Here is a 14577-nt window from a genome sequence, read left to right as displayed (position 1 = left end):
ATGATTGCGAGCAATGGCCTGCAGAAGCTGCGCCAGTCGCAGTAGGCGCGGGCCCCATCATTCCTCGTTCCCGCATAGGCGGGAACAATTAGTAACAGAAATCCAACTAGGAAATGGCTACAGAAGAAACCAAGAAAAAGACAACGCACAAGCGTGGCAGCAAGGCTGCCAAGCACACTGATTCCGCGGCGAAGAAGGAGGGCGCGACCACGCGCAAATCCTCTAGCCGCACTCGCAACGCCAACGGTACCGGCCGTGGCAAAGGCACCGGCACCCGTTCTGCGGGCAATCGCCGCTCCACCCGTCCGGCACCGCAGACCACCGCGCCTCAGCAGGATTCCGTGCTGATCGCCCCGCCGAAGTATCGCAAGGGCTCCATGCGCATCGTACCGCTGGGCGGCCTGGGCGAGATCGGCCGCAACATGAACGTGATCGAATACAACGGTCACCTGCTGCTCATTGACTGCGGCGTGCTGTTCCCGGAAGAGGAGCAGCCGGGCGTGGATCTGATCCTGCCCGATTTCCACTACATCAAGGATCGTCTTGACAAGGTCGAGGCCCTGGTGCTCACCCATGGCCATGAAGACCACATCGGCGGCGTACCGTACCTGCTCAAGCTGCGTCCGGACATTCCGCTGATCGGCTCCAAGCTCACGCTCGCCTTTGCGGAGGCCAAGTGCAAGGAGCACCACATCAATCCGACGCTCGTCGAGGTCACGGGCCGCGACAAGCTCAAGGTGGGCCCGTACAACCTCGAGTTCGTGAACGTGACCCACTCCATCCCGGATGCTTTGGCCGTGTTCGTGCAGACCCCGGCCGGCTCCCTGATCGACACCGGCGACATCAAACTCGACCAGCTGCCGCTTGACCACCGCATCACCGATCTGGTGGAATTCGGCAAGCTTGGCGAAAAGGGCGTGGACCTGTTGATGATGGACTCCACCAATGCCGAGGTGCCGGGCTTCGTCAAGCCGGAGACCTCCATCGGCCCGGCCCTCGACCAGGCGTTCGCGCAGGCCACCCGCAAGATCATCGTAGCCAGCTTCTCCAGCCATGTGCACCGCGTGCAACAGGTCGTCGACGCCGCCCACAAGTACGGCCGCAAGGTCGTATTCGTCGGCCGCTCCATGGTGCGCAACATGTCCATCGCGGCCGATCTGGGCTACCTGCGTCTGCCGGAAGACACCGTCATCGACCTGAAGCAGTCCCATGACGTGCAGGATGACAAGCTCGTCTACATGTGCACCGGCTCCCAGGGCGAGCCGATGGCCGCCCTCGGGCGCATCGCCGATGGCAACCACCGCGACATCACCATCAACGAATTCGATACGGTGATTCTGGCCAGCTCCCTGATTCCGGGCAACGAGCACGAAGTCTACAAGGTCATCAACAAGCTCGTGCAGTTGGGCGCGCGCGTGGTCAACCGCGATAATGCGGCCGTGCACGTCTCCGGCCATTGCAACGAGGGCGAGCTGCTGTACATGTACAACATCGTCAAGCCGAAGTGCGCCATGCCGATCCACGGTGAGAACCGTCATCTGGTGGCCAACGGCATGATCGCCGTCAAGACCGGCGTCGATCCGCAGAACGTCGTGCTGGCTGAGGACGGCGACGTCGTCGATCTGTACCATGGTCAGGCCGCCGTCGTCGGTTCCGTACCGTGCGGCTACGTGTATGTGGATGGCGATTCCGTCGGTGAACTCACGGATGAGGAGCTTGAGAAGCGTCGTATTCTCGGCACCGAAGGATTCGTGTCCAGTTTCGTGGTCGTCGACACCGAAACCGCCGATGTGATTGCAGGACCGAAGATCTATCTCAACGCCGTTGCCGAGGACGAAAGCGAATTCGACAAGGTGCGCCACCAGATCGTCGAGCAGCTGCGGGATGCCATGATGACCGGTACCAACGATACGTACAAGCTGCAGCAGATCATGCGCCGTACGCTTGGTGGCTGGGTGGCCCGTCAGCTGCATCGCAAGCCGATGATCGTGCCGGTCGTGGCCGACATCGCGCAGGACGTCGATGACGCTATGGGCTTAAACGCAACCAAGTAACGCCTAGGACGCAAGGTTTACGTAAGCTGAAACCAGCCTGAATAATCATCGGAACAATCAAGGCGGCGTAACCGGAATAACTGGTTACGCCGCCTGCGTTGTACGGACAACCAATAACAAGGAGTGGCATGCCAGGAGCAAACCTCACCCGTATCGAAGCCGAAGAGCGCAAAAGCATCATTTCGGCGCCGATCCACTACACGGTCAGCCTTGATCTGACCCGCGGAGCCAAGGATTTCGGCTCCGAAACCACCGTCACCTTCGACGCGAAGCCGGGCTCGAGCAGCTTCCTCGACCTGATCGCCAACGAAGTGAGCGAAGTCGTGCTGAACGGCGAAACCCTCGATCCGGCGGCCGTTTTCGCCGACAGCCGCATCGAACTCAAGAATCTTGAAGCGCATAACGAGGTCACCGTCAAGGCCCTGTGCCAGTACTCCAATACCGGCGAAGGCCTGCATCGCAGCGTCGATCCCTCCGACGGCAACATCTACCTTTACTCCCAGTTCGAGGTGCCGGATGCCCGCCGTGTCTACGCCGTATTCGACCAGCCCGACCTCAAGGCCGTGTTCGACTTCTCCGTGCTTGCGGCCAAGTCCTGGATCGTCACCTCCAACATGCCGGCCGCCTCCGTGACCGATGCCGAAGCCGTAACGCAAGAGGGCACGCTCGGCGATCATGAGGCCGAAACCACCCGCCGGTGGGTATTCGAGCCGACCCCGATCATGAGCTCCTACCTGACCGCCATCTGCGCCGGTCCATATGCCGAATGGCACACCGAATACGCCAACGAGGACGGCCGTACCGTACCGATGGCCATGTACTGCCGCCAGGCCCTCGCCGACGCCTTCGCCAAAGACGTCGACTACCTGTTCGACATCACCAAGAGAGGCTTCGCGTTCTATGCCAAGACCTGGGGCGTACCGTACCCATACGCCAAGTACGACCAGATCTACGTGCCGGAATACAACGCAGGCGCCATGGAAAACATCGGCATGGTCACCATCCGCGACCAGTATGTGTTCGAATCCAAGGTGACCGACGCCTATGCCGAACGCCGCGTGGTGACCGTATTGCACGAGCTCGCACACATGTGGTTCGGCGACTACGTGACCATGAAATGGTGGAATGACCTGTGGCTCAACGAATCCTTCGCCGAGTTCACCTCCACGCTCGCCACCGCCGAAGCCACCGAATGGAAGGACGCCTGGGCCACCTTCAGTTCCGGCGAGAAGAGCTGGGCGCTGCGTCAGGATCAGCTGAGCACCACGCATCCGATCGTCGCTCCGATCAACGACCTCAATGACACCTATGTGAACTTCGACGGCATCACCTACGCCAAGGGCGCTTCCGTCCTGAAGCAGCTCGTGTTCTATGTGGGCCGTGACAAATTCTTCCAGGGCATCAACAACTATCTGAACAAGCATGCCTACTCCAACGCCACCCTGGCCGATCTGCTCGCCGAACTCGAGCTCACCTCCGGCCGCGACCTGAAGGCATGGAGCGCCCAATGGCTTGAGCGGTCAGGCATCAACACCATCGCCACCGAAGTGGAGGAGAACGAGGACGGCACCATCAGGCAGCTCGTACTCAGGCAGTCCGCTCCCGCCGAACATCCGGTGCTGCGCGCCCACCGCCTGGCCGTCGGCTTCTACAATGAGGATCCGGCAACCGGCAGGATCGTGCGCACCGAACAGTTCGAGCTTGACGTCAACGGCGAGACCACCGTGGTCGACGCGGCCGCGGGCAAGGTCCGCCCGGATCTGATCCTGGTGAATGACGATGACCTGACCTACACCAAGCTGCGTTTCGACGAGCGGTCCCTGAAGTTCGCCGCCGAGAACCTGTATCGTTTCGACGATGCGCTGGCCCGTTCCGTAATCTGGCTGGCCTTCTGGGATATGACCCGCGATGGCGAACTGCCGGCCAGGCAGTTCATCGACACGTCGCTGGCCGCCCTCGCCACCGAGCACGAATCCACCACCTTCCGCTATGCATTGGCCCAGATCAGCACCACCGTCTGGCACTACACCGCTCCGGCCGACCGTGCCGCGGTCGTGGAACATGTGGCGGCCGAACTATTCAAGCTGGCCAACGCCGCCGAGGCCGGTTCCGACGAACAGTTCCAGCTCATCACCGCCTATCTTGGCTATGGCGAGCCCGGGGATGAGGACTTCGCGGCCAATGCGAAGGGTCTGCTTGACGGTTCCGTCACGCTCAAGGGCCTTGAAATCGACAACAACTTCCGTTGGACCATCATCAATGCGCTGAGCACCGTGAACGAGATCGACCAGGCCGAAATCGATGCGGAACTCGCCAAGCGCGAAACCACCGAGAACCGCGAATTCGCCCTCGGCGCACGCGCGGTGGCTGGTACCGCCGACGCCAAGGCATGGGCTTGGAACGAAGCGCTGAACAACAATGAGCTGACCAATATGCAGCTTGAGGCCGTGGCAGGCGGTTTCGCCTCCACCCCGCGCGCCGATCTGGCCGAACCATATGCCGAGAAGTACTTCGAGGTGGCTGACTGGATCTGGCAGAACAAGACCTTCCACATGGCGGAGGCCCTGCTCGAAGGCCTGTACCCGGGCTATGCCGATCCCGCCAAGCTGGTCGAACTCGGCGATGCATGGCTTGAAGCCCATGAGCACGCCGACAATGCCCTCAAGCGCATTGTGCGCGGCAACGTGGAGGCCTCCCACCGCACCCTGAAGGTGCGCGACTTCAACGCGGCCCTGTAAACGGCGGCCCTGCAGGCAGGAGTCAAGCGGAAGGCGGATTTCCCCCGGGAATCCGCCTTCTTTCGTAGGTGCTCCGTAACGTTTCGTCACGATCGGCGCCGTGGTGGTGCGAGGTGAGTACGATAGTGCAAGGAAAAGGCAACTTCAGATAGCGAGGACTTGAGACTCATGCCACGTATGTTCGGAACCGACGGCGTTCGAGGATTGGCAAACAGGGACCTGACCGCACAGCTGGCGCTCGACTTGGGCGATGCCGCGGTGCGCGTGCTGGGAGATAACGGCGACAGGGGCGAGTTCGAAGGCCGTCGCCGTGCGCTGGTTGGCCGTGATACGCGAGTTTCCGGTGATTTCCTTGCCGCAGCGCTGTCGGCGGGCATGTCCGCTGGCGGTTTCGACGTGATTGATGCCGGCATCATTCCGACCCCTGGCGTCGCCTATCTGACTTCCGTGCTGAATGTCGAAATGGGCGCCGTGATTTCCGCCTCCCACAATCCGATGCCCGACAACGGCATCAAATTCTTCGCTCGCGGCGGTTTCAAACTGCCCGACACCAAGGAAGACGAAATCGAAGCCGTACTCGGTCAGGATTGGGAACGCCCGACCGGTGCCGGTGTGGGCCGTGTAAGCCACGACACCGCCACCGCGACCAACCTGTATATCGACCATCTGGTCTCCACCATCGCACCGGTCGGTCCTGACAAGTCCCAGCCGAAACCGCTTAAGGGCCTGAAGATCGTGGCCGACTGCGCCAATGGCGCCACGTCCGTGGTCGCTCCCGAGGCCTTGCGTCGCGCAGGTGCCGATGTGATTGTGATCAACGCCTCGCCGGACGGCTACAACATCAACAAGAATGCCGGTTCCACCCACCCGGAGCAACTGCAGGCCATGGTCAAGGCCTCCGACGCCGCCATGGGCGTGGCCTTCGACGGTGACGCCGATCGCTGCCTGGCCGTGGATGAGGACGGCAACATGGTCAACGGCGATCAGATCATGGGCATTCTGGCCCGTGCCAAGAAGAATGCCGGCAAGCTCAGCCACGATACCCTTGTGGTGACCGTGATGAGCAATCTGGGGCTTAAGCTCGCCCTGCGCTCCATGGGCATCAAAACCGTGCAGACCAACGTTGGCGACCGTTACGTACTTGAAGAGATGCTGCGTGGCGACTATTCGCTCGGCGGCGAACAATCCGGCCACGTCATCAACCGTGAATTCGCCACCACCGGCGACGGCACCCTGACCGCACTGACCCTGTGCAACGAGGTGGTGCAGTCCGGCAAGAGCCTCAAGGAGCTCGCCGCCGACTTCCCGCAGTTGCCGCAGCAGCTCATCAATGTGCCGAATGTCGACAAGTTGGCCGCCAAGACCAATGCCAAGGTGCAGGCCGCCGTCGCACGCGAGGAGAAGATGCTGGGGGATACCGGCCGTGTGCTGTTGCGCCCGTCCGGCACCGAGCCGCTCGTGCGTGTCATGGCCGAGGCCGAAACCCAGCAGCAGGCCGACGAAGTGTGCGAACGTCTCGCCAAGGTCGTCGCCGACGAGCTCGCCCTGTAGCCTCCCTTTTCCCTCCCTCAGATGAGGGAGGTGTCATGCCGCGGGCATGACGTGGGGAGAAGTGTGCCGTGAAGGAAAACGGAGAAAACATGTTTGGACGTAATGCAAAAGTGAATCTCGAACTCAACCGTGAGGTCGAAAAGCTCATTAAATCCGGCGGCAAGGAAAAGCTGCTGCCGATCGTGCAGGCCGGCGAACCGGTGCTGCGCCAGCAGACCGCAGCCTACGAGGGACAGCTGAGCCGTAAGACGCTCGACAAGCTCATCGATACCATGCGCGTCACCATGCTGGAGGCGCCTGGCGTGGGCCTTGCGGCCACGCAGATCGGTCTGGGCCTTGCCTTGGCCGTATTGGAAGACCATGTGCGTGAGGATGACGACGGCGATCCGCGTGAAGCGGCGGAATTCCCGTTCCATGTGATCATCAATCCCAGCTATGAGCCGATCGGCACGGAAACGCGCAGCTTCTACGAGGGTTGCCTGAGCTTCGACGGCTATCAGGCGGTGCGCAAGCGTTGGCTTGACATCACCGCCCGATGGCAGGATGAGGATGGCAACAAGCATGAGGAGCATCTGCACGGCTGGCCGGCTCGCATCTTCCAACATGAAACCGACCATCTCAGCGGCGAGCTGTATATCGATAAGGCGGAGATCCGGAGCCTGACCACCAATGAGAATCTTGAGGATTTCTGGTGTGAGGACCCGGTACCGACCGAAGCCGCCGCCGAACTCGGCTTCGATCTGTAAACGATATACGAACAAGCGGCTGCTCCCTGTGAAGGGAACAGCCGCTTGTTCGTATATCAGATCATTCTTCCGACGAAGAAGGTGTCACGGAGACTATCCCTCCGGATTCACCAGTATCGCCTTTGCATCGGCGTTCTTTTCCTCGGTCGAACGCATATCCCAGTTCGACTTGCGCATCGCATACAGGATCAGCGGCGGCACGCCAAGCACCACTACGACCACGGCTACCAGCACCGCGTAGGCCGTGGTGCTCAGGCCGGTGAATCCGGCAGGACGCACGAACGTCAGCACGAAGGCCGCGGCGGAGGCGATGAAGCCGACGCCTGCGATCAGTCGAATCGCCGGCACACGGTACGTGCGCTTGACCTCAGGATGGGTCTTGCGCAGCCGGATCGCGGAGGCGAACATCAGCATGTACATCCCCAGGTACAGTGCGGTGGCCATATCGACCAGCGTCGCGAAGGCGGTGTTGCCGTTCGGGATCAGCACGAACAGCAGTGCCAGCACGGTCACGATCACACCCTGCGGAATCAGGATGCCCTCCTGAACGCCGCGGGCGTTGCGCTTCTGCAGCATCGGCGGCATCAGACCGGTACGTGCGGCCGCCAGCAGACCACGTGAAGGTCCTGCAATCCAGGTCACGACGGAAGCGAACGCACCAAGCGCGATCAGCAGCGAAATGATCGGAGTGCCCCAGCTCATGCCGAAGTGATCGAAGAACTCCTTGAACGCCAGATTGATGCCATCGATCAGACCGAGCTCATCATGCGGCACGGCGAAGGCGATGGCCAGGGTCGGCAGGATGAACACGAGCAGGATCAGCGCGGTGGCCAGTGCGATGGCGCGCGGGAACTGATGACCCGGGTTCTTCATGTCGTTGGCGTGCACGGCGTTGACCTCCATGCCTGCATAGGCCAGCACATTGGAGACGATGAGCACGATCGACGCGATGCCGGTCCACGGCGGCAGCAGTGCGGAAGCATGCATGGAAGTATGCACCGGCTCGCCGATGCCCAGCCAGACCGCACCGAACACAATCAGCAGCAGGGCCGGGAACAGGGTGCCGATCAGTCCGGAGACCGAGCCGACCTTGGCGAATAGATTGCCGCCACGCAAAGCCACCATCGTACTGATCCAATACAGCACGATGATCACTGCGGCAACGTACACGCCGTTATTGCCCAGATTTCCGGCACCGAACACATACGAGAGGCTTACCGCGATGAAGGCGATCTGAATCGGATACCACACCACGTTCTGAACCCACTGCAGCCAGATGGCAAGGAATCCGAAACGATTGCCGAATGCCTCACGCACCCACACATACACGCCGCCCTTCCAGCCCGTGGCCAGTTCGGCCGCGACCAATGCAGCCGGCACCAGGAAGAACACGGCCGGAATCAGGTACAGCAGTATGGAGGCCAGACCATAATCGGCCATGGCCGGCAGGGAACGCAGTGAAGCCACCGCCACCACGGTCAGCATGGCCAGCTGGCCGACCGACATCAGGGCTTTGCTACTCGCCCCGGCATGTGCATGTGCGCCCGTATGCGCGTGGTTGCCTGCACCGGCAGGCGACTTGGACGGTCTCGTGACCGCGCCCGCTCCGGAACGTGCGAATCCTGGATGCGCCGCCGCACTCGCATTGTGCGCTATCACGGCAAGCGGTTTCTTTGCATGAACTGTCATTGCAGCCAGCTTTCATAAACATAATCGTTGTAGGAACAAACATGATTTCCTCCCCACCCTCCGCCAGCAGACGGTATCCACCAAGGCAGGCGAGGCTTCGCCCTTGTTCTCCCTGACGGGAGACGCCGTTGGGGCGGGCGAAGCCTCTTTTCCCGCTGATGGAGCGATACGCTAAGGCAGACGGAATTTCCCCTTACCTCCCGCTGGCGTGAGGTGCCACGCATAGGAGCGACGGAGGATGGTAATCGTCGGTAACTCAGTGATGGAATCCGGAGACCCGTGCCTCACTCGGCATCGGGGCCTTCAGACCATCCAGATACTTCACGCAGGCCTTCAGATCCTTCATGAATGCCTCGGCCATGTCGCGGCTGAAGCCGTTGCGCACCACGATGCGCTGTACGGTCACCTGCGTCAGGTCCACCGGCATCGGGTAGGCCGGCACCAGCCAGCCCTTCATGCGCAGACGATCCTGCAGATCATAGAGGTTCCACTTGCGATCCGGCTTGTCCTTGAGCATCCAAGCGAATACCGGAATGTCGGAACCGTCGTTCCACAGAGTGAAGTCATCCATCTTGGCGATTTCGCCCGACAGATACTTCGCCACATCGTGCGCGGCCTGCTGTACGCGGCGGTAGCCTTCGAAGCCCAAACGCAGGAACATGTAGTACTGCAGCAGCACCTGAGCGCCCGGACGAGAGAAGTTCAGCGCGAAGGTCGGCATTTCGCCGCCCAGATAGCTCACCTTGAAGATCAGGCTTTCCGGCAGGTCGGCGGTCTCACGCCATACGACCCAGCCCAGGCCCGGGTAGACCAGACCGTACTTATGGCCGGAGGTACTGATGGAGTACACACGCTTGACACGGAAGTCCCACTGAAGATCAGGCTGGATGAACGGCGCGATCATACCGCCCGAAGCGGCATCCACGTGGATGCGCACGTCGAGTCCGGTGCGTTCCTCGATGCGGTCCAGCGCGTCGGAGATCTTCTTGACCGGCTCGTACATGCCCGTGTAGGTCACGCCCATGATGGCCACCACGCCGATGGTGTTCTCATCGACGTACTTGTCGAGGTCATAGCCGTCGAGCACCTTGTGCTCTTCGGAGATCGGCACGTAGCGCGGTTCCACATCGAAGTAGTTGCAGAACTTTTCCCAGCACACCTGCACGGCGCTGCTCATCACCAGATTCGGCCGATCGGTCGGCAGGCCGGCCTTTTCGCGCGCTTCCTTCCAACGGCGCTTCAGGGCCAGGCCACCCAGCATGCAAGCCTCGGAGGAACCGATGGTAGAGGTGCCGATGGTGTTCATCGGATCAGGTGCATGCCATAGATCGGCGAGCATATGCCAGCAACGGGATTCGACTTCGGCGGTCTTCGGGTACTCATCCTTGTCGATCATGTTCTTGTCGGCCGCCTCCATATACAGGCGGTTCGCATAATCGTCCATCCAAGTGCTCACGAAGGTCGCAAGGTTCAGACGTGCGTTGCCGTCGAGCATCGCATCGTCGTGCACCACTTGGTAGGCGGTCTCCGGAAGGCTGCCTTCCTGCGGAATCTTGAACTTCGAGAAGGCCTTGGCTTCCTTCGGGCGGGCGAACAGCGGATTGACCTCCACGCTGTCGGAATCGGCTCCGCCGGAATAGCCGTAACCTGCTGCGATGGTATTGATGCTGGAATGTGCTATTGACATTGCGACTTCCTTTCATCATCCGGAACGCTCTCTGCGCTCCGATGCCAACGTAGAGCGGCGAATCTTCAATTTTCCTGTGAAAACCACCAATATTCACTACCGGGGAATCCAGATCACGCTCTCGAGCCGTGCTCATACGCATGTGCGATATATGCGATATATGAGGCAAGCCGCGTAGTTGCGCCATTCTGTTCCGTTGCCTCTTCGCTGGCATGAGGCGTGTCCGCCGTGAGCAGAGAGCGGTGGGAGAATCCATTCGTGCTTCGGCCGTACGGTGTCGGCTGGGTGAAATCGTCCGTCGTTCGGCTACGATTCGAGATATGAACGAAGCAGTGCAGACGGGCCGTTCCTGGCTGTCCGAGGCCAGGAACGACATCGATCAGTGGTCGGCGATGATGCCGAAGAACGCCGACAATCAGTCGATTGACTGGCGATGGGTCGCCTCACTCGATATGGAGCACGGCATCGGTGCCGCGGCGACGCAGCATATTGATTTGCTGGCGATGCTGCAATACCTGCGTTCCTCTGCGGCCGAATCCTCCGTGGCCGAGGCTTGCGTGGCTGAACGGTCCATTCCGTCGCCTTCGGCACGTCAACTGCACGATCTGCTGCAACGCGATCTTGCGATTCGCGATCGGCTTGAGTCGATTCTTGCGCAATGCAATACGACGTTCATGACGGATTTCGACCGTCTGATCGCCTCCTATCGTTTACCGCGCGCGTTTGCGTATGCGAATCGTCGTCTGTGTGACGAGATCGCCGTCCTGCGTGAGATCGGTGTGCTGATGCATCTGTGGACGGTCACGGAAGAACGTCGTGAACGCGTTACCGTGCCGGTGCTGCATCCGTATATACGAGCCACGGACGCAGTGGATGCCGCGCCCGTTGCCGATGCCGCGAACGGTGACCGATCGGCATCCGTCGAGACTTCGGAGTCCGTCATTCAACTGGACGACATTCAGGATCGTACCGCCGAGATAGTCAACGGTCGTGCGGCCCGACGCAAGGCCACACGTGAGCAGGAGCGCTCCGGCCGCTACGCCATGTCGCGCGCAAACCTGAGCGGCGTGACCAGTCCCGGCGGTTCCACATTGTTCGACGATGATTCGGGCTCCTCGGCCGGTCGTGTGAATCGGTCGGAGAAGGCGCGTCGTCTCGACGATTACGGAAAGCCGGATTGGCGGGACGCCTACCTTCCCGGCCGGGATGTCGACGACGTGATGGGCATCGATATCGAGACCACGGGCACCGATCCGGCTCGTACGTACATCATCGATGTCGGGTTCGAGTTCATGAACATGATTTCGTCGCGTCCTGCCGATGCCCCGGCCGAATACCGGTACGAGCAGAGTTCATACGCGGCCGGAAACGCCTACGGCCAGGCCCGTCTGTCTTTTGGCGTCACGTCTGAGAACGCCGCTATCGGCAACGACCTGATTCTTGGACTCACCGGCATCGATGTTCGTACCCGTGCCGAGGGATTCCGTCTGTTCGACGAGTGGCCGGCGGCTCAGATCGGATTGCTGCAACGCCTGGAACAGCAGCCGTATGTGGCGCACAACGCCCGTTTCGAGCATGGCTTCTTCATGTTGAATGTCGCCGGATATGCGGAAAGCTACCGTGCCGGCAATATTACGATCATCGATACGTTGCCGATGAGCCGCCGGTGGGATGATGGTTCGATTCCCGACGACAAGCATCCGTATGGCGACAATACGTTGGAATCCTACGCTAAACGTCAGGGTGCCTTGGATTCCTCGAACTCGGAACGTCACCTTGGCTTGGAAGACGCCCATATCATGCTGGTTGCGATGAAGCATCATCTCGCGATGCTCCGCGCCGAAGGGCGCGGTCCTTGGGGAGCGGACGGCAGATCAGGCCTCGGCGGCAAGCATTGCGGACGTCGCTGGTAGAGCGGACGCCCACCTGCGTGACGTTCCTCGCAGGTAGCGCCCGATTGCGGTGACGACACGCCGTTGGGGATTCGGTTTCGTGCAGTGCGATTGCTGTTTCATGGGATTCCGGCGGTGATGTCGGCCGTGCAGGGTGGTTTGCGACACGCCGGTAAAGTCGTGTGTTCGCAACGGTTTTGGGCCTTTTCGCGCCTGCTGGGTTGCGTGGGTGCGGGTTCCCGTGTATGTTTGTCTCTTGCTGCTCAGCACGGCGGCCCGGCTCCCATGGTTCGGGGCGGTCTGCTGGTGCGGTGGTGGTTTGAGAACTCAAGAGCGTATCTGTACTACTTCTTTATGGTCAAATGATTGCCAGTCCGTCCTACGGCCCGCGCGTTGCGCGGGTGCCGGGAGACCGGTCGAACGGGACGGGGTTTTCGTGCGATGCGCCTTTCCTGATAAGGCGATGTCGATTTTCTTTGTTTTTGAGGGTCATTGTTTGGTTCTCTTCATGAAGGTTTTTTGTGGAGGGTTCGATTCTGGCTCAGGATGAACGCTGGCGGCGTGCTTAACACATGCAAGTCGAACGGGATCCCGGGGGTTCGCTCCCGGGTGAGAGTGGCGAACGGGTGAGTAATGCGTGACCGACCTGCCCCATACACCGGAATAGCTCCTGGAAACGGGTGGTAATGCCGGATGCTCCGGCCCATCGCATGGTGGGCCGGGAAAGATTTCATCGGTATGGGATGGGGTCGCGTCCTATCAGGTAGTCGGCGGGGTGACGGCCCACCGAGCCTACGACGGGTAGCCGGCCTGAGAGGGCGACCGGCCACATTGGGACTGAGATACGGCCCAGACTCCTACGGGAGGCAGCAGTGGGGAATATTGCACAATGGGCGCAAGCCTGATGCAGCGACGCCGCGTGCGGGATGGAGGCCTTCGGGTTGTAAACCGCTTTTGATCGGGAGCAAGCCGGCTTGTCCGGTGAGTGTACCCTTCGAATAAGCACCGGCTAACTACGTGCCAGCAGCCGCGGTAATACGTAGGGTGCAAGCGTTATCCGGAATTATTGGGCGTAAAGGGCTCGTAGGCGGTTCGTCGCGTCCGGTGTGAAAGCCCATCGCTTAACGGTGGGTCTGCGCCGGGTACGGGCGGGCTGGAGTGCGGTAGGGGAGACTGGAATTCCCGGTGTAACGGTGGAATGTGTAGATATCGGGAAGAACACCAATGGCGAAGGCAGGTCTCTGGGCCGTCACTGACGCTGAGGAGCGAAAGCGTGGGGAGCGAACAGGATTAGATACCCTGGTAGTCCACGCCGTAAACGGTGGATGCTGGATGTGGGGCCCGTTCCACGGGTTCCGTGTCGGAGCTAACGCGTTAAGCATCCCGCCTGGGGAGTACGGCCGCAAGGCTAAAACTCAAAGAAATTGACGGGGGCCCGCACAAGCGGCGGAGCATGCGGATTAATTCGATGCAACGCGAAGAACCTTACCTGGGCTTGACATGTTCCCGACCGATCCGGAGACGGGTCTTCCCTTCGGGGCGGGTTCACAGGTGGTGCATGGTCGTCGTCAGCTCGTGTCGTGAGATGTTGGGTTAAGTCCCGCAACGAGCGCAACCCTCGCCCTGTGTTGCCAGCACGTCGTGGTGGGAACTCACGGGGGACCGCCGGGGTCAACTCGGAGGAAGGTGGGGATGACGTCAGATCATCATGCCCCTTACGTCCAGGGCTTCACGCATGCTACAATGGCCGGTACAGCGGGATGCGACATGGCGACATGGAGCGGATCCCTGAAAACCGGTCTCAGTTCGGATTGGAGTCTGCAACCCGACTCCATGAAGGCGGAGTCGCTAGTAATCGCGGATCAGCAACGCCGCGGTGAATGCGTTCCCGGGCCTTGTACACACCGCCCGTCAAGTCATGAAAGTGGGCAGCACCCGAAGCCGGTGGCCTAACCCCTTTTGGGGGTGGAGCCGTCTAAGGTGAGGCTCGTGATTGGGACTAAGTCGTAACAAGGTAGCCGTACCGGAAGGTGCGGCTGGATCACCTCCTTTCTACGGAGAATTCAGGGCACGGTTCGTGTCCGGTGTGTGCCCCATGCGCGTGGAATGGTTCCACGGTTTCGTGTGGGGATGCTGGTGTGGAAGAGATCGTCTGGCCTGCCGTCCCCCTGCGGGGTGGCGGGGGTGGTATGGGTGTGCTTTTGGGTTCCCGGACCGCCA

General features: G+C 60.7%; 7 protein-coding genes and 1 rRNA gene. 6 read left to right on the top strand and 2 right to left on the bottom strand.

What is annotated here, in order from left to right; all coding sequences use genetic code 11:
• Positions 1-113 precede the first annotated feature (113 nt).
• From BMOU_RS03170 to BMOU_RS03155, 4 genes are all read left to right on the top strand, one after another.
• Entirely contained in the window at positions 114-2054 is a 1941-nt protein-coding gene (locus BMOU_RS03170; protein WP_034874802.1) for a ribonuclease J, read from the top strand.
• 128 nt (positions 2055-2182) lie between these two features.
• The gene (gene pepN, locus BMOU_RS03165; protein WP_034874800.1) at positions 2183-4792 is read left to right on the top strand and encodes an aminopeptidase N; all 2610 of its coding nucleotides are present in this window, start codon (positions 2183-2185) and stop codon (positions 4790-4792) included.
• 168 nt (positions 4793-4960) lie between these two features.
• The gene (gene glmM / locus BMOU_RS03160) at positions 4961-6343 is read left to right on the top strand and encodes a phosphoglucosamine mutase (protein WP_034874798.1); all 1383 of its coding nucleotides are present in this window, start codon (positions 4961-4963) and stop codon (positions 6341-6343) included.
• A gap of 89 nt (positions 6344-6432) precedes the next feature.
• Positions 6433-7089 (top strand): peptide deformylase, encoded by a 657-nt coding sequence (locus BMOU_RS03155; protein ID WP_034874796.1) that lies wholly within the window; start codon positions 6433-6435, stop codon positions 7087-7089.
• Positions 7090-7182: 93 nt separating this feature from the next.
• Here the strand turns inward: BMOU_RS03155 and BMOU_RS03150 are convergent, their stop codons facing one another.
• Together BMOU_RS03150 and BMOU_RS03145 are read right to left on the bottom strand one after the other, a co-directional pair.
• Positions 7183-8778, bottom strand: a complete 1596-nt coding sequence (locus BMOU_RS03150) for an amino acid permease (protein ID WP_235143676.1) — start codon at positions 8776-8778, stop codon at positions 7183-7185.
• 256 nt (positions 8779-9034) lie between these two features.
• Positions 9035-10465, bottom strand: coding sequence for a glutamate decarboxylase (locus BMOU_RS03145; protein WP_034874794.1), 1431 nt, complete (start codon positions 10463-10465; stop codon positions 9035-9037).
• A 320-nt stretch (positions 10466-10785) separates the two neighbouring features.
• Between BMOU_RS03145 and BMOU_RS03140 the strand changes: the two genes are divergently transcribed.
• Entirely contained in the window at positions 10786-12378 is a 1593-nt protein-coding gene (locus BMOU_RS03140) for a DNA polymerase III subunit epsilon (RefSeq protein ID WP_034874792.1), read from the top strand.
• A 497-nt stretch (positions 12379-12875) separates the two neighbouring features.
• A 16S ribosomal RNA gene (locus tag BMOU_RS03135) occupies positions 12876-14409 on the top strand.
• The last annotated feature ends 168 nt before the right edge of the window (positions 14410-14577 follow it).

It is taken from the genome of Bifidobacterium moukalabense DSM 27321 (assembly GCF_000522505.1).
Taxonomy (GTDB): domain Bacteria; phylum Actinomycetota; class Actinomycetes; order Actinomycetales; family Bifidobacteriaceae; genus Bifidobacterium; species Bifidobacterium moukalabense.
The sequence above is the reverse complement of the archived record's forward strand: the minus strand, read 5'-3'. Positions and strand labels throughout refer to the sequence as shown.